Origin of the sequence: Enterobacter sp. MGH85 (assembly GCF_001037655.1) — a bacterium.
GTDB lineage: Bacteria > Pseudomonadota > Gammaproteobacteria > Enterobacterales > Enterobacteriaceae > Enterobacter > Enterobacter intestinihominis.
In genome coordinates this window covers 1,565,689-1,582,762 of the sequence record NZ_KQ089925.1, presented here as the reverse complement: position 1 = coordinate 1,582,762, position 17,074 = coordinate 1,565,689, and the positions used below count along the sequence as shown (strand labels likewise).

Here is a 17,074-nt window from a genome sequence, read left to right as displayed (position 1 = left end):
AAATGTGATTTTTGTCCCCTTCTGCCTGTGGTAACTGTTAGGTACACAACACAACCACATAAAAGAAAATGGCAGAAATCACAGACACAACTCCCCTCCCAACGGCAGGAAACACCCCGGATGGCGACATCAAGTGGGTACGCAGCGCATCGGACGTTTCACGTCTCGTTAATGACGGCTCTCAGGGCCGGGCCAATGCCCGCATCGTGGTCGGTATCGCGCTCGGGGGAATTTTTCTCGATGCCTACGATCTCGGCGCGCTGGCATTCGGCATCAAAGACATCACCCGCGAATTTAACCTGACGCCCGCTGGTACCGGCATGGTGGCTTCAGCCATTACCTTTGGTGCCATTGTCGGGGCGCTGCTCGGCGGCTATCTTACGGATAAAATCGGGCGCTACCGCGTCTTTATGGCCGACATGGTGTTCTTTGTCGTCGCCGCCATCGCCTGTGCGCTGGCTCCGAACGAATATGTGCTGGCGGGCGCACGCTTTGTGATGGGTCTTGGCGTCGGGATCGACCTTCCCGTGGCGATGGCGTTTCTCAGCGAGTTCGCCAGGCTGAAAGGCCCGGGGAATAAAGCCTCCAGCGTGGCAATGTGGTGCCCCACCTGGTATGCGGCCATCAGCATCTCTTATCTTCTGGTGCTCTTCTTCTACGCCGTGCTGCCGGAAGGCCACAGCGACTGGCTCTGGCGTCTGATCCTTGGCTTCGGCGCGGTGCCCGCGCTGGTGATTATCGCCATCCGCAGCCGCTATATGAGCGAATCCCCGGTCTGGGCGGCGAATCAGGGCAATCTGAAGGAGGCGGCGTCCATCCTGCGACAGTCGTACAACATTAATGCCCACGTGCCGCAGGATGCGCTTGACCAGCCCGCGCCGGTGGTCAATAAGGCAAAATGGTCGAACTACCTGAATCTGTTCCGCGGTATCTACCTGCGGCGTACCACGCTCGCCACGCTGCTGTCGGTTGTCTCCTCGTTCGCCTATAACGCCGTAGCCTTTGGCCTGCCGGTGATCATTTCCAGCTTCTTTGTGCAGTCGATGCTGACCACCATTCTGATCTCGCTGGCGCTTAACCTGCTGTTTGCGTTTGTCGGCGGGCTGCTGGCAGTGCGCTATGTTCCGCGCTTCGGCGCGTGGCGAATGTCACTAGCGGGTTACGCCTGCCAGCTGGTGGCGCTGCTCGGTCTGGCGCTGATTGGCCGCCCTGACGGGGCCACGGAAGGCGTGGTCGCCGTCGCGATGCTGGCGCTGTTCCTGTTTGGCCAGGGTTTTGGTCCGGGTGCGCATACCATGACGTTTGCCTCCTTGAGCTACCCGACCTCGCTGCGCGGCGTGGGCGTGGGGCTTAACCAGACGCTGATGCGCAGCAGTTCAACGCTGTCACTGTTTCTGTTCCCGCTACTGGTCGCGTCGCTGGATACCGCCGTGTTCTGGGTGATTGCGCTGGCGCCGTTTATCGGCCTGGTATCGCTGCTGGCGATCCGCTGGGAGCCGTCGGGGTATGATGTGGATGCAGAGGATTATCGCTAGCCTTTCTTGCCGGGTGACGCTGCGCTTACCCGGCCTACATTACTGAAACCGGCTCACATGAGCCGGTTTTTTATCCATAAGCGACTCATATGACAGCCTTCATTTCCGCCAGGGCATACTGAAACGTATCTCGATAGTGCGGAAGTGGAAGCACCATGTTAGCAACTCAGGTCACTGATAATTCATACAAAGGCTGGCAGGCCACGCTTGCCCTCCAGTTTTGTTATACCCCTGAAAAAACCCTCCTCCATTCCGCGCGTCACACCGGGCCGCTCACCGTTCAGCGCCCGTTTTACCCTGAAGGCGAGACCTGCCATCTTTACCTGCTGCATCCGCCAGGCGGGATTGTGGGCGGGGATACGCTGGATATTTCCGTGCGGCTCGACGCCAAAAGCCATGCCCTCATCACCATGCCCGGCGCCAGCAAGTTCTATCGCAGCAGCGGCCCGCAGGCCTGTCTGAATCAGCATTTTTACCTCGACGAAGAGGCCACGCTGGAGTGGCTGCCGCAGGACACCATAATTTTCCCCGGCGCTAACGCCGCGCTGCGTTCCGTCTTCCACCTTAAGGCCACCAGCACGCTGCTGGCGTGGGAGCTGTACTGTCTGGGCCGTCCGGTGATAAACGAAACCTTCAGCCACGGCACGCTGGAGAGCCGCCTTGAGGTGTGGGTGGATGGCGAGCCGCGTTTGATTGAGCGACTGCATCTTAACGATGGCGATCTGTCGCCCGTCGCAGGCCATCCGTGGGTCGGCACGCTGCTGTTCTACCCGGCCCGGGAAGCTCATCTTGATACAGTGCGCGAGCGGCTCGCCCCGCTGGAAAACTTTGGCGGGGCGACGCTCACCGACGACCTGCTGTCGGTGCGTTTTCTCTCCCACGACAACCTCATTTGCCAGCGGGTGATGCGCGATATCTGGCAGTCGCTTCGCCCGCTTTTAACCCCCAAAACCGCCTGTTCGCCGCGTATCTGGCAGACATAAGAGAAACGCTATGGAACTGACTCCCAGAGAAAAAGACAAGCTGTTGCTGTTCACCGCCGCGCTGGTTGCCGAACGCCGCCTCGCGCGCGGGGTAAAGCTCAACTACCCGGAATCGGTCGCGCTGATCAGCGCCTTTATTATGGAAGGCGCGCGCGATGGCGAAACCGTCGCCTCGCTGATGGAAGCCGGCCGCCACGTCCTGACGCGCGATCAGGTGATGGAGGGCGTGCCGGAGATGATCCCGGATATACAGGTGGAAGCCACCTTCCCGGACGGATCCAAGCTCGTCACCGTCCACAATCCGATCGTGTAAGGAGCGCGTGATGATCCCAGGCGAATACCGGATCCAGTCCGGCAACATTGCACTCAACGTCGGGCGCGAAACCCGAAGTGTGATCGTGGAAAACCACGGCGACAGGCCGATCCAGGTCGGCTCGCATTACCACTTTTACGAGGTCAACCCGGCGTTGAAATTCGATCGCGAAGCCACCCGAGGTTACCGACTCAACATCCCGGCCGGTACTGCCGTGCGCTTCGAACCCGGCCAGAAGCGGGAAGTGACGCTGGTGCAGGTGACGGGCGCGCAGCGCATTTTCGGTTTTCGCGGCGAGGTCATGGGCGAGGTGAAACATGGCTGAGATTTCACGCCAGGCGTATGCCGATATGTTCGGCCCCACTACCGGGGATAAAGTGCGGCTGGCCGACAGCGAGCTGTGGATCGAAGTGGAAGACGATCTCACGATCTACGGCGAAGAGGTTAAATTCGGCGGCGGAAAAGTGATCCGCGACGGCATGGGACAGGGGCAGATGACCGCCGACGACTGCGTGGATCTGGTGCTCACCAACGCGCTGATTGTCGATCACTGGGGGATTGTGAAAGCGGATATCGGCATAAAAGATGGGCGGATCTTCGCCGTCGGCAAAGCCGGAAACCCGGACATTCAGCCCGGCGTGACGATCCCGATTGGCGCGGCAACGGAAGTGATCGCCGCCGAAGGGAAGATCGTCACCCCTGGCGGGATCGACACCCACATCCACTGGATCTGTCCGCAGCAGGCGGAAGAGGCGCTGGTCTCTGGCGTCACCACCATGATCGGCGGCGGCACCGGCCCTGCGGCAGGTACAAACGCCACCACCTGCACGCCGGGGCCGTGGTATATCGCCCGCATGTTGCAGGCCGCCGATACGCTGCCGGTGAATATTGGCCTGCTGGGCAAAGGGAACGGTTCAAACCCGGACGCGCTGCGCGAGCAGATCGCGGCTGGCGCCATCGGGCTTAAGATCCACGAAGACTGGGGCGCGACGCCTGCGGCAATCAACTGCTCGCTGGAGGTCGCTGAAGAGATGGATATTCAGGTGGCGCTGCACAGCGACACGCTGAACGAGTCCGGTTTTGTCGAAGACACGCTGGCTGCCATCGCCGGGCGCACCATCCACACCTTCCACACCGAAGGGGCGGGCGGCGGCCATGCGCCGGATATCATCACCGCCTGCGCGCACCCGAATATTTTGCCCTCCTCCACCAACCCGACGCTGCCCTACACGGTGAATACCATCGACGAGCACCTGGACATGCTGATGGTCTGTCACCATCTCGACCCGGATATCGCCGAGGACGTGGCGTTTGCAGAATCCCGTATTCGTCGGGAAACCATCGCCGCCGAAGACGTGCTGCACGATATCGGCGCGTTCTCGCTCACCTCGTCAGATTCACAGGCCATGGGCCGCGTGGGGGAAGTGATTATCCGCACCTGGCAGGTGGCGCACCGCATGAAGGTGCAGCGCGGCGCACTGCCGGAAGAGACAGGCGAGAACGACAACTTCCGCGTGAAGCGCTATGTCGCCAAATACACCATTAATCCGGCTCTTACCCACGGCATCGCCCATGAGGTCGGTTCTATTGAGGCGGGCAAGCTGGCGGATCTGGTGGTCTGGTCCCCCGCTTTCTTTGGCGTCAAACCGGCCACCATCGTCAAAGGCGGGATGATCGCCTGCGCGCCGATGGGCGACATCAACGCCTCGATCCCCACGCCGCAGCCGGTGCATTACCGCCCGATGTTTGGTGCACTTGGTGCCGCACGCCACGCCACGCGGCTGACGTTTGTCTCGCAGGCCGCTGATGCCAGCGGCATTCCGCAGCGGCTCGGATTGCAAAGCGCCACTGCGGTGGTGAAAGGCTGCCGGACGGTGAAAAAGGCCGACATGATCCACAACGATTTACAGCCGAATATCACCGTTGACTCGCAAACCTATGAGGTTCGCGTCGACGGCGAATTGATCACCAGCGAACCGGCAGAAGTTTTGCCGATGGCGCAACGCTATTTTCTGTTTTGAGGAGTGATGATGATTTATTTAACCCAACGCCTGGACCACGCGCACCCGATTACCGCCAGCGTCACGCTGCCGATTGACGTGCGGGTGAAAAGCCGCGCCCGCGTGGCGCTGAACGACGGTCGCGAAGCCGGGCTAATGCTGCCGCGCGGCCTGTTGCTGCGCGGGGGCGACCTGCTGACTACCGACGACGGCAGCGAAGTGATCGAAGTGATCGCCGCCCCGGAGTCGGTTTCCGTGGTGCGCTGCGCCGACCCTTTCCTGCTCGCCCGCGCCTGTTATCACCTGGGCAACCGCCACGTACCGCTGCAAATCATGCCCGGCGAACTGCGCTACCACCACGATCACGTTCTCGACGACATGCTACGTCAGTTCGGGCTGGAGGTGACCTTCGCCAGCCTGCCCTTTGAACCGGAAGCGGGCGCTTACACCAGCGATGCCCACAGCCATGGCCACTCCCACGCTCATTCACATTAAGGACTCATCATGCGTAAGTATTTACCGCTGTTTCTGCTGGCCTTTTCCGTTCCGGCGCTTGCCCATCCCGGGCACGGAACCGACAGCTTTCAGGCAGGTTTTCTCCATCCGCTGACCGGGCTGGATCACCTGCTGATGCTGACGGGGGCTGGCGTGCTGTCCGCCCTGAGCGGCCGCAAGCTGCTGCTGCCGTTAGCAACGCTCGGCATGATGCTTGCTGGCGCCGTTGCGGGCAGCCTGCTCGGCGGCTTTAGCGGCATGGAGATGCTGATTATCGCCTCGCTGGCGGTCTGCGGCGTGATGATGTTTAAGACTGAAAATCGCCTGCTGCTGGCGGTTCCAGCCCTGGCGATGTTCCATGGCTGGGCGCACGGCGTGGAGATGTCCGGCCACAGCTTCTGGCTCTTTACCAGCGGATTTATGTTAGCCAGTGCCACGGTGCTGTGCGCCAGCTTCGCGGCAGGGCTGCTGCTGCGCCGTCACGACGGCCTGCGTAAAACCTTCGGCGGCGGGCTGATCGTCTCTGCCCTGCTGGCGTTGATGAGCTGATGGAGCACGCCCGCCAGCGGCTGCGCCTGATGCAGCTCTCCAGCAGTAGCCTGCCGGTCGGTTCGTTTACCTGGTCACAGGGGCTGGAGTGGGCTGTCGAGGCCGGGTGGATCACGGACGCTGAGGCCTTCAGGCGCTGGCAGATCCAGCAGATGGAGCAGAGCTTTTTCTGCGTCGACCTGCCGCTGTTTATCCGCCTGTATCATGCCTGCGAGAAGCAGGAGGTCGCGACAGCAAAACGCTGGACGGCATACCTGCTCGCCTGTCGGGAAACGCGCGAACTGCGCGAGGAAGAACGCAACCGCGGCGCGGCCTTTACGCGCCTGGTTAAAAGCTGGGAACCCGCCTGCCCGGCAGAATGGCTGCCGCTGTTGATGCAGAGCCAGCTCGGCGGTATGGCGTGGCTCGGCGTGCGCTGGGGCATTAGCGTGCGCGAGCTGGCGCTGAGCCTCGGCTACAGCTGGATTGAGAGCGCGGTGATGGCGGGCGTCAAGCTGGTGCCGTTTGGGCAGCAGGCCGCACAACAGCTGATTATCGACCTGAGCGACCATTTTGCCGCCGAGTTTGAACAGGCATTTTTACGTGGCGACGACGCGCTGGGGGCAGCTACGCCGCTGTCCGCCATCGCCTCCGCACGCCACGAAACCCAATATTCACGACTATTCCGTTCCTGAGGAGTCAATATGGCTGATTACAAACATCCCCTGCGCGTTGGCGTGGGCGGCCCGGTAGGGTCGGGCAAAACCGCCCTGCTGGAAGCGCTCTGCAAGGCGATGCGCGACACCTATCATCTTGCGGTGGTGACTAACGATATCTACACCAAAGAGGATCAGCGCATCCTGACCGAGGCGGGTGCGCTTGAGCCAGAGCGCATCGTAGGGGTGGAAACGGGCGGCTGTCCGCACACCGCCATCCGCGAAGATGCCTCAATGAACCTGGCGGCGGTGGAAGCCTTGAGCGAGAAGTTCGGCAATCTGGATCTGATCTTCGTCGAAAGCGGCGGGGATAACCTGAGCGCGACCTTCAGCCCGGAGCTGGCGGACCTCACCATCTACGTGATCGACGTGGCCGAGGGGGAAAAAATCCCGCGCAAGGGCGGGCCGGGGATCACCAAATCCGATTTTCTGGTGATCAATAAAACCGACCTCGCGCCGTACGTGGGGGCGTCGCTGGAGGTAATGGAGCGCGACACTAATCGCATGCGCGGCGAGCGTCCGTGGACCTTTACCAACCTGAAGGCGGGTGACGGGCTGGCGACGATTATTGCGTTTCTGGAAGAGAAAGGGATGCTGCGGATGTAGTGCGGTTTATTGCCGGGTGGCGGCTTCGCCTGACCCGGCCTACGATTTTTGCAGACCCGGTAAGCGCAGCGCCACCGGGCAAAAGACTTACGCCTCAGGCAGCTCCGCCAGCGGCCAGCGCGGACGCACGGACACGCTCAGGTCAGCCGTGGCGCCAGCGTTCAGGCGCACCATCCCGGCGTAGGCGATCATCGCCCCGTTATCGGTACAAAATTCCGGACGCGCGTAGAACACTTCCCCACGACGCTTTTGCATCATTTCGGCAAGCTTCGCGCGCAGCGTACGGTTGGCGCTCACGCCACCGGCCATCACCAGGCGCTTAAAGCCCGTCTGATCCAGCGCACGCTTGCACTTGATCATCAGCGTATCCACCACCGCATCTTCGAACGCGCGGGCGATGTCGGCACGCGTCTGCTCGCTGTCGTCGTTATTGCGAATGGTGTTCGCCGCGAAGGTTTTCAGACCGGAGAAACTAAAATCCAGCCCCGGACGATCGGTCATCGGACGCGGGAAGACAAAGCGCCCTTCCGTTCCCTGCGCGGCCATTTTCGACAGCATCGGGCCGCCAGGATAATCCAGGCCCAGCAGCTTGGCGGTTTTGTCGAAGGCTTCACCGGCCGCGTCGTCGATCGATTCGCCCAGCAACTCATACTTGCCAATGCCCGTTACGCTAATCAGCTGCGTATGACCGCCGGAGACCAGCAGCGCCACAAACGGGAACGCTGGCGGATTGGCTTCCAGCATCGGAGCCAGAAGATGTCCTTCCATATGGTGAACCGGAATGGCCGGAACGTCCCACGCGAAGGCCAGCGAACGCCCTACCGTTGCGCCGACCAGCAGCGCGCCAACCAGGCCCGGTCCTGCAGTATAGGCCACGGCATCAATATCTTTTGCACTTAACCCGGCCTCTTTCAGTGCCGCCTGAATCAGGGGAACCGTTTTACGCACGTGGTCACGAGAGGCCAGTTCAGGCACGACGCCGCCGTAGTCAGCGTGCAATTTCACCTGACTATACAGTTGGTTGGCCAGAAGCCCTTTTTCGTCGTCGTAAATCGCGATGCCGGTTTCATCGCAGGATGTTTCAATACCCAGTACACGCATGACTTGTTTTACCTCGTTTCAATACCGCGCAGTGTAGAGCCTGGGCGGGTTGATGTAAAACTTTGTTCGCCCCAGGAAGAAGCCTCGTGTATACTCTTCCCCCTTATAAAAGTCCCTTTCAAAATCGCATCGGTGCTTTACAAAGCAGCAGCATTTGCAGTAAAATTCCGCACCATTTTGAAATAAGCTGGCGTTGATGCCAGCGGCAAACCGAATTTATTAAAGGTGAGAGTTACATGCCGGTAATTAAAGTACGTGAAAACGAGCCGTTCGACGTAGCACTGCGTCGCTTCAAACGTTCATGCGAGAAAGCAGGTGTTCTGGCTGAAGTTCGTCGTCGTGAGTTTTATGAAAAACCAACGACCGAACGTAAGCGCGCTAAAGCTTCCGCTGTGAAACGTCACGCGAAGAAACTGGCTCGCGAAAACGCACGCCGTACTCGTCTGTACTAATCTGTTGAGGGCCACAGCCCTCAATTGACAGACAGAGTTGTAGTCGTAAGGCCGTGCTTCCGGAAGGAATGCGCGGCTTGTTTTCGTTTATAAGTCGCTTAAATTTTTGGGGCATATGGCCGGAAGAATCCCACGCGTTTTCATCAATGACCTGCTTGCCAGAACCGACATCGTCGATCTCATCGACGCGCGGGTGAAGCTAAAAAAGCAGGGCAAGAACTACCATGCGTGCTGTCCGTTCCATAACGAAAAAACCCCCTCTTTCACCGTAAACGGTGAAAAGCAGTTCTACCATTGCTTCGGCTGTGGCGCACACGGTAATGCCGTCGATTTTTTGATGAACTACGATAAGCTCGAGTTCGTTGAAACCGTCGAAGAGCTGGCGGCGATGCATAACCTTGAAGTGCCATATGAAGCAGGCAGTGGACCAAGTCAGATCGAGCGCCATCAGCGGCAAACGCTATATCAGTTGATGGATGGCCTGAATTCGTTTTACCAACAGTCTCTTAAGCACTCTGCGGCTGAGCCTGCGCGTCAGTATCTGAACAAGCGCGGACTGAGCGACGATGTGATTGCGCGTTTCGCTATTGGTTACGCCCCGCCCGGCTGGGACAACGTGTTAAAGCGTTTTGGCGGCAATAGCGAAGATCGTAAATCCCTCATCGACGCAGGCATGCTGGTCACCAACGACCAGGGACGAAGCTACGACCGCTTCCGTGAACGGGTGATGTTCCCGATCCGCGACAAGCGTGGCCGGGTGATAGGTTTTGGTGGTCGCGTGCTGGGTGATGCCCTGCCGAAATACCTTAACTCCCCGGAAACCGATATTTTCCATAAGGGCCGCCAGCTTTACGGTCTTTATGAGGCACAGCAGGATAATGCGGAACCTCCGCGTCTTCTGGTCGTCGAAGGCTATATGGATGTTGTTGCGCTGGCGCAGTACGACATTAACTATGCCGTTGCGTCGCTGGGAACGTCCACCACGGCGGACCATATCCAGTTGCTGTTCCGCGTCACCAACAACGTGATTTGCTGTTACGACGGTGACCGCGCAGGACGCGACGCCGCCTGGCGAGCGCTGGAAACCGCGTTGCCGTATATGACCGACGGGCGTCAGCTACGCTTTATGTTCCTGCCCGACGGTGAAGACCCGGATACGCTGGTGCGTAAAGAGGGCAAAGCGGCATTTGAAGCGCGGATGGAGCAGGCACAGCCGCTCTCCACGTTTCTGTTTAACAGCCTGATGCCGCAGGTTGATTTGAGTACCCCTGACGGGCGCGCGCAGCTCAGCACGCTGGCGCTGCCGTTAATCAGCCAGGTGCCCGGCGAAACGCTGCGCATCTATCTGCGTCAGGAGTTAGGCAACAAGCTCGGCATTCTGGATGACAGCCAGCTTGAACGTTTAATGCCTAAACAGGCTGAAAACGGCACGGTACGCCCCGCGCCTCAGCTAAAACGCACAACCATGCGTATACTGATAGGGTTGCTGGTGCAAAACCCCGAACTTGCTCCGCAAGTGCCGTCACTGGCGGGTTTGAACCACGAAAAATTGCCCGGACTTGGCTTATTTTCAGAATTGGTCAACACTTGTTTGTCTCAGCCAGGTCTGACCACCGGACAACTTTTAGAGCATTATCGCGGCACAAAAGAGGCCGCTACCCTTGAAAAACTGTCGATGTGGGACGATATAGCAGATAAGGATATCGCAGAAAAAACGTTCACCGACTCACTCAACCATATGTTTGATTCGATGCTTGAGTTGCGCCAGGAAGAGTTGATAGCTCGCGAGCGCACCCATGGCTTAAGCAGCGAAGAACGCCGGGAGCTCTGGATGATTAACCAGGAACTGGCGAAGAAATAAAAAATTTAACGGCTTAAGTGCCGAATATCGATCGGGAAGCCCCCGGCAGCCGCACTGAGAGGCAGCGGCAAAAATATAAGTACGCCCTCGCTTTAAAGGTTGGCAGCCCTATCGCCGACACCAATCAAACGAATTAAGTGTGGATACCGTCTTATGGAGCAAAACCCGCAGTCACAGCTGAAACTTCTTGTCCAACGCGGTAAGGAGCAAGGCTATCTGACCTATGCCGAGGTCAATGACCATCTGCCGGAAGATATCGTCGATTCAGATCAGATCGAAGATATCATCCAAATGATCAATGACATGGGCATTCAGGTGATGGAAGAAGCACCGGATGCCGATGATCTGTTGCTGGCTGAAACCTCCAACAACACTGACGAAGATGCGGAAGAAGCTGCTGCACAGGTACTGTCCAGCGTGGAATCTGAAATCGGGCGTACCACTGACCCGGTCCGCATGTACATGCGTGAAATGGGTACCGTTGAACTGTTGACCCGCGAAGGCGAAATTGACATCGCAAAACGCATCGAAGACGGGATCAACCAGGTTCAGTGCTCTGTTGCCGAATACCCGGAAGCGATTACCTATCTGCTGGAGCAGTACGATCGCGTTGAAGCGGAAGAAGCGCGTCTGTCCGATCTGATCACTGGCTTTGTCGACCCGAACGCTGAAGAAGATATGGCGCCAACCGCCACTCACGTCGGTTCTGAGCTGTCTCAGGAAGAGATGGATGACGACGAAGACGAAGATGAAGAAGAAGACGACGACAGCAGCGACGACGACAACAGCATCGACCCTGAACTGGCGCGCGAGAAGTTTGCCGAGCTGCGTACTCAGTACGAAGTGACGCGTGACACCATCAAAGCGAAAGGCCGCAGCCATGCTGCCGCTCAGGAAGAGATCCTGAAGCTGTCGGAAGTGTTCAAACAGTTCCGCCTGGTGCCAAAACAGTTCGACTACCTGGTGAACAGCATGCGCGTGATGATGGATCGCGTACGTACCCAGGAACGTATCATCATGAAGCTGTGTGTTGAACAGTGCAAAATGCCGAAGAAGAATTTCATCACCCTCTTCACCGGCAATGAAACCAGCGAAACCTGGTTCAACGCCGCTATCGCGATGAACAAGCCGTGGTCTGAAAAGCTGCACGACGTGAAAGAAGACGTACAGCGCGGCCTGCAAAAGCTGCATCAGATTGAAGAAGAGACCGGCCTGACCATCGAGCAGGTGAAAGACATCAACCGTCGTATGTCTATCGGTGAAGCGAAAGCCCGCCGTGCTAAGAAAGAGATGGTTGAAGCGAACTTACGTCTGGTTATCTCTATCGCCAAGAAATACACCAACCGTGGCCTGCAGTTCCTGGATCTGATTCAGGAAGGCAACATCGGTCTGATGAAAGCGGTAGATAAGTTTGAATACCGTCGTGGTTACAAGTTCTCCACCTATGCTACCTGGTGGATCCGTCAGGCGATCACCCGCTCTATCGCAGACCAGGCGCGCACCATCCGTATTCCGGTGCATATGATTGAGACCATCAACAAGCTCAACCGTATTTCTCGCCAGATGTTGCAGGAGATGGGTCGCGAGCCGACGCCGGAAGAGCTGGCTGAACGCATGCTGATGCCGGAAGACAAGATCCGTAAAGTGCTGAAAATCGCTAAAGAGCCAATCTCCATGGAAACACCAATTGGTGATGATGAAGATTCGCATCTGGGTGATTTCATCGAGGATACCACCCTCGAGCTGCCGCTGGACTCTGCCACCACCGAGAGCCTGCGTGCCGCTACGCACGACGTGCTGGCTGGCCTGACCGCCCGTGAAGCGAAAGTGCTGCGTATGCGTTTCGGTATCGATATGAACACCGACCACACGCTGGAAGAAGTGGGTAAACAGTTTGACGTGACCCGCGAACGTATCCGTCAGATCGAAGCGAAGGCGCTGCGTAAGCTGCGCCATCCGAGCCGCTCTGAAGTACTGCGTAGCTTCCTGGACGACTAACCCATGTAAACCGCAAAAAGCTCCCAATCGGGAGCTTTTTTTTTGTTTATTCCCTCTCCCTGTGGGAGAGGACCAGGGTGAGGGCATCAGGCCGCAGAGGAGCTAAAGCCCCCTCACCACCAGCGCCTCATCAAGTTCCCGATACGCCTCCACCAGCTTGTCCAGCGTCGCCCTGTTCAGCCCGCTCGGATTCGGCAACACCCAAACCTGCGTTATGCCAATGGTAATGTTCTGCTTACCCCACTTCGCACCGCGCTGGCTGAACGCCTGCTCGTAGGCCTGCTTGCCGAGGATCGCCAGCGCCGCGGGCTGGTAGTCTTCAATCTTCTTCACCAGTTCCCGCCCGCCAGTACGCAGCTCATGCAGATTTACTTCGCTCGCCTGCACCGTTGGACGCTCGACCAGCATGGTGATGCCACAGCGCGTATCCAGCAGCTGCTGCTCTTCTTCCGGCTTAAGCTGTTTGTCGGTAAAACCGGCCTGGTGGATCACCTTCCAGAAGCGATTTCCCGGATGAGCAAAGTGAAAACCGGTGTGCGCCGAGGACTTGCCCGGGTTGATTCCGCAGAACACCACCCGCAGGCCAGGGGCCAGAATATCATTGATCATCTCTACTCCTGTCTATGCATCTTAAGATAAGTATAAAGGATTGATTATGCGTTGTTTATAAAAACAGCAGGCAGGTGTGAATGGCTGGATTGCTGAGGTGAGTTACTTTATAATTCACCGCCACGGCCCCTTAGCTCAGTGGTTAGAGCAGGCGACTCATAATCGCTTGGTCGCTGGTTCAAGTCCAGCAGGGGCCACCAAATTTTAGCTTTAGAATCATCCCGTTAAGCCACTCGATTGAGTGGCTTTTTTGTTGTTGGGATTGCGGATGTCCCCTTTTTGTCCCCTCACATTACCGATTGCGTCATGTATCAAGCATCGTTTGCAAAAATTCGGGCTAAAAATACGTCTGATAAAGGGAAACTCAAGATTGCCTTTCACACCTTTTACATTTAAATTTCCGCACAAATGCTAAGGGATAAGACGATATGGATAAAAAATTACAATTAGAACATTTGCATGAATGCTTGCGCCGGGAAGTAATGATGAGTTCAAAAACATTTTCATGGTTCAGGGTGCTGCATAAAGCTATCAAATGCCCCAATCGCCGTTTCCACTTCTGGTGGCGCATTGCTTCGTACTGGCATCATTCAGACAGTAACTTCCTGAAAAAACGAGCTGCGAAGATAAACAGAAACCTCATTTTCAAATATGGAACTGAGATTCAGTTAGGGGCACACATCGGACCCGGACTGGTGATTTCCCACCATCACGGGATAGTGATAAACGGCTCCGCTGTCATCGGCCACTCTTTGCGTATCAGACAGAACACAACGATTGGCATTACCGGTGCTAGTATTCATAAAGAGCCGATATCCATTGTTATTGGCAACAATGTCAGCATTGGCGCGAATTCCTGTATCATCTCAGATAAGATTCGCATCGGTGACAACGTTGTAATCGGCGCTATGTCATTTGTGAACAAAGACATTCCCAGTAACACCACCGTCTACAGCGAAAAGACTTTGCATGTCATACCGAACAAATTACATGCAGCATGAAACAGGCACTGCTACACGTTTCAGTTTTTTAAAAGTGACTTCCTGCCACCAAACCCGCGCCAGCTCTCACCGTGCGGGTTTTCCCTGAGTTTTTCGCCTCTCACAATTTGATCTTCTTTTTTCACATAAAATCTAAAATGTTATTAACTATCTGATAGTTACGAATTTCATTAGATCCTCCACAGATCCATAAAAGTGAAAAACACTGAAATTTTTTTCAATCTTTTCAGTTCTGGTTTTACGCAAGACCGCCCGCACTGGCGCGGTCTGGCGGTCTGGTTTGTAGAAAAATAAAACTGAAAAATTTTTATGATCCAAAAACCGCAGGCGGGTGCGGTGTAGTGCGATTTTGGTCTGTGAAAGATTTTTTGGCCATGCTGTGACGCGCCAGCGCCCCGCTGTGGACACGATCTGTTTTAAGGGTGGCTCTGAGTGTGCGAAAAGGCTGAACGCGCCAGAGCGCCGCTGACAGCGCGTAGCGATAGCCGCTTAAGTGGTAAGAAAAGAGATATCCCCGCCAGGGGATGAAGGGCATCAAAAAACCCGCTTACGCGGGTTATGTTCTGGACTGATTTACTTGCCAATCACCGGGGAATATTTGCCGTTCAGCGTGTCCGCTTTCGTTCCCGTGTTCCGGATGGCTCCCGCGTTGGTCGGTGCTCCCGTATTGCTGTGCGTGTGGCTTGCCGTTTGCTCTGCCAGCTCTTTAACCACGTCGAGCGTGTCGAGCATCAGCTGTGCCACGTTGATGGTGCCAGAGCCAATCCACACCACCGGGGCAATAATCTGCTGTTGCACGGCCGCCACGCTTTTAGGTATCTGGCCAATTTTCTCAACCAGGTCTTTACCCGTTGTGACTGTCTTGCTCCCGGCTATGTCTGTTTCATCATTGCCGCCGATACTCGCCACGCGATTATTGACTGCCTGGCTGTAATCCCCCGTACACACCTGCTGAATGGCTCCGGCCAGTAGTGTGGACGTGCCCAGCACGGTAATTTTATCCGTGGCCTTAACCGTGGTTTCGCGGCTGACCAGCTCCCGCTGTTCTGTATCGGCCTTAACCACCCGCGCCATAGAGGTTTCACTGATCGTCTGGTCTGTCTGCCTCACCCAGTCACCCGCCTGGGTGACGCGCTGCGACACTTCCGCACGCTGCTGTTGCAGCTGCTCGCCTGGCTGGATATCCGGGAGACTGGTTCCGTCCGGCACGGTCTGCCGCACAAAAGGCTTATCCGGCCGTCCGCCAGTGAAAGCGATCTCAACCAGCGTCCCTTCGGGCGGAAACTGGAACATCCCCGAATCATTACCCGCCATAGGAATCGGTAGCGGTACAGCTGAATAAACAGGTGTGTCTTTATCCGGGTTCCCGGCATCGGGCAATAGCTCACTTTCGGGCAGGCGCTGTAAACAATGACCGGCGGAGGCGCAACCGGCGCGGGTGTGCAGCCTGCGCACAACATCAGGCAGCTCAGCGCTGTATGCCGAAGGTCTTTCCGAGATTATCCAGTAGCTGATACCCCGTTCCGCTGTGGGTGAAATGTGGGATCGGACGGTCTAAATAATCTGCATCCGGCACGCTGAAGGTCAGGCCGCTGTGCTCTGTCAGCCAGCTAGCCACGTCGCGCAGCGTGGGGGGCTGGAAGGAACATGGCCAGAGGCGTTCGAATACGCCGACCAGTTTACGAACAAACAGACGCTGAAAGTCGCTTTCAGCAGGTTGCTGAGCGTTCCACGTACCCGGTAAACCAGCGCAACACCAGATCGGTGTATCGCCGCCACTGTCTGGCTGGATATCCGCTGCTGAATCGCCTGGCTGATGTGGGGCAGACCTTTGCCCGGTGGATGCTGCTGTTTCCCAATATCGCACGGGTACGCCGTGAAAACTTACACGCTGCTCATCGGGTCATTGACCCGACCGCAAGGGATTTTTAAATAAATATTTATCTATCGACTAAATTTCCCCTTGTCCCAGCTCTCGCCGCGGGCCGTTAAGTCAATTGACGGCACGGCCGCTATTCCCTCAGCATCATAAAAAAATGCGGACGTTGTAAAGCTGTACACTGTGCCGTGAACAGTAAATGAGATATTGTTGCCTATGCCTTCAACTTTTGCGCGGGCGGTATTCGCTGTAAGCGTGGGCGCGATATGTTGTTTTTCGAGAGCCACCAGCGGATCACCGTCAATCTTACTCGCTAAAAAATAACGATACACTTCCCCGGTGGTCATGTTCGAGCCGTCATACTCAGTAATGTATAACCAGGTCCGGGGCGTGAGCTGGCGAACTTGATATAGCCGATCACTAACAGTTAAACGCTGTATATGTTGGAAATAACAGTATCCCGCGACCGCCAGGGCCATAAGAATAGTGGCGATCCAGTGCAGCGTCCTAAAAGTGATGCTGTTTAACATAGTCGATGCCTTGCTTTATCCAAAATTGGTCAATCGGATCATCACCAAACGGCGGGGCCCCCATGAAATTACCCCATTCGGGTCTTGATGTGCCGGCTTTCCACTGCGCCGCGCCGGCAGCAATAAGCAAAATCTTTGCAGGGATGCACGCTGCATAACCCACAGCGCCGTAATGGAAATTCCCGAAGTCAGCATAAGCCCGTTTTTGTTGTTTGTAATCCCACGGCCCGCCGTTTCTTACTCGCTCATAAAACCACGTATACGTAAGCGGGGCGGCCATATTCTGGACTTCGTGACGCGCCCGCGCGAGCCTTATGTGTTCGCGCAATATCTCCAGCCCGCGGGGTGGATAAATCGGTATACATGCCATCGTTCTTCCTTTCTGCCAGGCAAAAAGGGCAACATAAGAGCAATAACGGTAACGCGTATTGCTGAAGATCAATTTATTAATTTTATTTGCAACATCA

General features: G+C 56.6%; 19 protein-coding genes, 1 tRNA gene and 1 pseudogene. 14 read left to right on the top strand and 7 right to left on the bottom strand.

Features of this window, described 5'->3' with window-relative positions; genetic code table 11:
- The first annotated feature begins 68 nt into the window (after positions 1–68).
- The 9 genes from SK51_RS07475 to ureG all read left to right on the top strand — a co-directional run bounded on the left by SK51_RS07475 (position 69) and on the right by ureG (position 7,176).
- A complete protein-coding gene (locus SK51_RS07475; protein WP_023306976.1) occupies positions 69–1,535 on the top strand; it encodes an MFS transporter in 1,467 nt (488 codons plus the stop codon).
- Positions 1,536–1,690: 155 nt separating this feature from the next.
- The gene (locus SK51_RS07470; protein ID WP_023306977.1) at positions 1,691–2,518 is read left to right on the top strand and encodes an urease accessory protein UreD; all 828 of its coding nucleotides are present in this window, start codon (positions 1,691–1,693) and stop codon (positions 2,516–2,518) included.
- A gap of 10 nt (positions 2,519–2,528) precedes the next feature.
- Positions 2,529–2,831: an urease subunit gamma gene (locus SK51_RS07465; protein WP_003862556.1), complete on the top strand. Its 303-nt coding sequence runs from the start codon at positions 2,529–2,531 to the stop codon at positions 2,829–2,831.
- 10 nt (positions 2,832–2,841) lie between these two features.
- Positions 2,842–3,156, top strand: a complete 315-nt coding sequence (locus SK51_RS07460) for an urease subunit beta (protein WP_015571906.1) — start codon at positions 2,842–2,844, stop codon at positions 3,154–3,156.
- Positions 3,149–4,852 carry an urease subunit alpha gene (gene ureC, locus SK51_RS07455; protein ID WP_023306978.1) on the top strand — a complete coding sequence of 568 codons (1,704 nt, stop codon included), beginning with the start codon at positions 3,149–3,151 and terminating at the stop codon, positions 4,850–4,852. Before SK51_RS07460 ends, ureC begins: the two co-directional genes overlap by 8 nt.
- 9 nt (positions 4,853–4,861) lie before the next feature.
- Complete coding sequence (gene ureE, locus SK51_RS07450; RefSeq protein ID WP_023306979.1) at positions 4,862–5,326, top strand: urease accessory protein UreE; 465 nt, start codon at positions 4,862–4,864, stop codon at positions 5,324–5,326.
- 9 nt (positions 5,327–5,335) lie between these two features.
- The gene (locus SK51_RS07445; RefSeq protein WP_003862561.1) at positions 5,336–5,875 is read left to right on the top strand and encodes a HupE/UreJ family protein; all 540 of its coding nucleotides are present in this window, start codon (positions 5,336–5,338) and stop codon (positions 5,873–5,875) included.
- Positions 5,875–6,549: an urease accessory protein UreF gene (locus SK51_RS07440; RefSeq protein ID WP_023306980.1), complete on the top strand. Its 675-nt coding sequence runs from the start codon at positions 5,875–5,877 to the stop codon at positions 6,547–6,549. The genes SK51_RS07445 and SK51_RS07440 overlap by 1 nt, the downstream gene beginning before the upstream one ends.
- Positions 6,550–6,558: 9 nt before the next feature.
- Complete coding sequence (gene ureG, locus SK51_RS07435; protein ID WP_023298635.1) at positions 6,559–7,176, top strand: urease accessory protein UreG; 618 nt, start codon at positions 6,559–6,561, stop codon at positions 7,174–7,176.
- An 87-nt stretch (positions 7,177–7,263) separates the two neighbouring features.
- Here ureG and tsaD read toward each other — a convergent pair whose 3' ends face one another.
- Complete coding sequence (tsaD, locus tag SK51_RS07430; RefSeq protein WP_022649449.1) at positions 7,264–8,277, bottom strand: tRNA (adenosine(37)-N6)-threonylcarbamoyltransferase complex transferase subunit TsaD; 1,014 nt, start codon at positions 8,275–8,277, stop codon at positions 7,264–7,266.
- 236 nt (positions 8,278–8,513) lie between these two features.
- Between tsaD and rpsU the strand changes: the two genes are divergently transcribed.
- From rpsU to rpoD, 3 genes are all read left to right on the top strand, one after another.
- The gene (gene rpsU / locus SK51_RS07425) at positions 8,514–8,729 is read left to right on the top strand and encodes a 30S ribosomal protein S21 (protein ID WP_001144069.1); all 216 of its coding nucleotides are present in this window, start codon (positions 8,514–8,516) and stop codon (positions 8,727–8,729) included.
- 115 nt (positions 8,730–8,844) lie between these two features.
- Positions 8,845–10,590 (top strand): DNA primase, encoded by a 1,746-nt coding sequence (gene dnaG / locus SK51_RS07420; RefSeq protein ID WP_003862574.1) that lies wholly within the window; start codon positions 8,845–8,847, stop codon positions 10,588–10,590.
- A 153-nt stretch (positions 10,591–10,743) separates the two neighbouring features.
- A complete protein-coding gene (rpoD, locus tag SK51_RS07415) occupies positions 10,744–12,588 on the top strand; it encodes an RNA polymerase sigma factor RpoD (protein WP_006812010.1) in 1,845 nt (614 codons plus the stop codon).
- Between the two features lie 102 nt (positions 12,589–12,690).
- Here rpoD and mug read toward each other — a convergent pair whose 3' ends face one another.
- A complete protein-coding gene (gene mug / locus SK51_RS07410; RefSeq protein WP_023306981.1) occupies positions 12,691–13,197 on the bottom strand; it encodes a G/U mismatch-specific DNA glycosylase in 507 nt (168 codons plus the stop codon).
- Positions 13,198–13,321: 124 nt separating this feature from the next.
- Here mug and SK51_RS07405 point away from each other — a divergent pair.
- Positions 13,322–13,397, top strand: a tRNA-Ile gene (locus SK51_RS07405).
- 228 nt (positions 13,398–13,625) lie between these two features.
- Positions 13,626–14,198 (top strand): serine acetyltransferase, encoded by a 573-nt coding sequence (locus SK51_RS07400; protein WP_023307017.1) that lies wholly within the window; start codon positions 13,626–13,628, stop codon positions 14,196–14,198.
- A 573-nt stretch (positions 14,199–14,771) separates the two neighbouring features.
- On the opposite strand, the gene SK51_RS23600 is transcribed toward SK51_RS07400, so the two are convergent.
- The 5 genes and pseudogenes from SK51_RS23600 to SK51_RS07380 form a co-directional block, all read right to left on the bottom strand.
- Positions 14,772–15,491, bottom strand: coding sequence for a hypothetical protein (locus tag SK51_RS23600; RefSeq protein WP_050582624.1), 720 nt, complete (start codon positions 15,489–15,491; stop codon positions 14,772–14,774).
- 53 nt (positions 15,492–15,544) lie between these two features.
- Positions 15,545–15,658: pseudogene (lysC, locus tag SK51_RS25565) on the bottom strand (Rz1-like lysis system protein LysC); the annotation flags it as partial.
- Positions 15,659–15,666: 8 nt separating this feature from the next.
- Positions 15,667–16,065, bottom strand: coding sequence for a hypothetical protein (locus SK51_RS23595; RefSeq protein ID WP_050582625.1), 399 nt, complete (start codon positions 16,063–16,065; stop codon positions 15,667–15,669).
- 77 nt (positions 16,066–16,142) lie between these two features.
- Entirely contained in the window at positions 16,143–16,607 is a 465-nt protein-coding gene (locus tag SK51_RS07385) for a hypothetical protein (RefSeq protein WP_023307019.1), read from the bottom strand.
- Positions 16,585–16,977 (bottom strand): polymorphic toxin type 44 domain-containing protein, encoded by a 393-nt coding sequence (locus tag SK51_RS07380; RefSeq protein WP_023307020.1) that lies wholly within the window; start codon positions 16,975–16,977, stop codon positions 16,585–16,587. Before SK51_RS07380 ends, SK51_RS07385 begins: the two co-directional genes overlap by 23 nt.
- Between the last annotated feature and the right edge of the window lie 97 nt (positions 16,978–17,074).

Excerpts from the sequence above, each read along its gene's own strand:
- ureG (WP_023298635.1), top strand. The coding sequence starts at position 6,559 with ATGGCTGATTACAAACATCCCCTGCGCGTTGGCGTGGGCGGCCCGGTA.
- SK51_RS07440 (WP_023306980.1), top strand. The coding sequence starts at position 5,875 with ATGGAGCACGCCCGCCAGCGGCTGCGCCTGATGCAGCTCTCCAGCAGT.
- SK51_RS07475 (WP_023306976.1), top strand. The coding sequence starts at position 69 with ATGGCAGAAATCACAGACACAACTCCCCTCCCAACGGCAGGAAACACC.
- SK51_RS07445 (WP_003862561.1), top strand. The coding sequence starts at position 5,336 with ATGCGTAAGTATTTACCGCTGTTTCTGCTGGCCTTTTCCGTTCCGGCG.
- dnaG (WP_003862574.1), top strand. The coding sequence starts at position 8,845 with ATGGCCGGAAGAATCCCACGCGTTTTCATCAATGACCTGCTTGCCAGA.
- SK51_RS07460 (WP_015571906.1), top strand. The coding sequence starts at position 2,842 with ATGATCCCAGGCGAATACCGGATCCAGTCCGGCAACATTGCACTCAAC.
- SK51_RS23600 (WP_050582624.1), bottom strand. The coding sequence starts at position 15,491 with ATGTTCCAGTTTCCGCCCGAAGGGACGCTGGTTGAGATCGCTTTCACT.
- SK51_RS07380 (WP_023307020.1), bottom strand. The coding sequence starts at position 16,977 with ATGGCATGTATACCGATTTATCCACCCCGCGGGCTGGAGATATTGCGC.
- SK51_RS07465 (WP_003862556.1), top strand. The coding sequence starts at position 2,529 with ATGGAACTGACTCCCAGAGAAAAAGACAAGCTGTTGCTGTTCACCGCC.
- rpoD (WP_006812010.1), top strand. The coding sequence starts at position 10,744 with ATGGAGCAAAACCCGCAGTCACAGCTGAAACTTCTTGTCCAACGCGGT.
- mug (WP_023306981.1), bottom strand. The coding sequence starts at position 13,197 with ATGATCAATGATATTCTGGCCCCTGGCCTGCGGGTGGTGTTCTGCGGA.
- ureC (WP_023306978.1), top strand. The coding sequence starts at position 3,149 with ATGGCTGAGATTTCACGCCAGGCGTATGCCGATATGTTCGGCCCCACT.
- SK51_RS07470 (WP_023306977.1), top strand. The coding sequence starts at position 1,691 with ATGTTAGCAACTCAGGTCACTGATAATTCATACAAAGGCTGGCAGGCC.
- tsaD (WP_022649449.1), bottom strand. The coding sequence starts at position 8,277 with ATGCGTGTACTGGGTATTGAAACATCCTGCGATGAAACCGGCATCGCG.
- SK51_RS07385 (WP_023307019.1), bottom strand. The coding sequence starts at position 16,607 with ATGTTAAACAGCATCACTTTTAGGACGCTGCACTGGATCGCCACTATT.
- rpsU (WP_001144069.1), top strand. The coding sequence starts at position 8,514 with ATGCCGGTAATTAAAGTACGTGAAAACGAGCCGTTCGACGTAGCACTG.
- SK51_RS07400 (WP_023307017.1), top strand. The coding sequence starts at position 13,626 with ATGGATAAAAAATTACAATTAGAACATTTGCATGAATGCTTGCGCCGG.
- ureE (WP_023306979.1), top strand. The coding sequence starts at position 4,862 with ATGATTTATTTAACCCAACGCCTGGACCACGCGCACCCGATTACCGCC.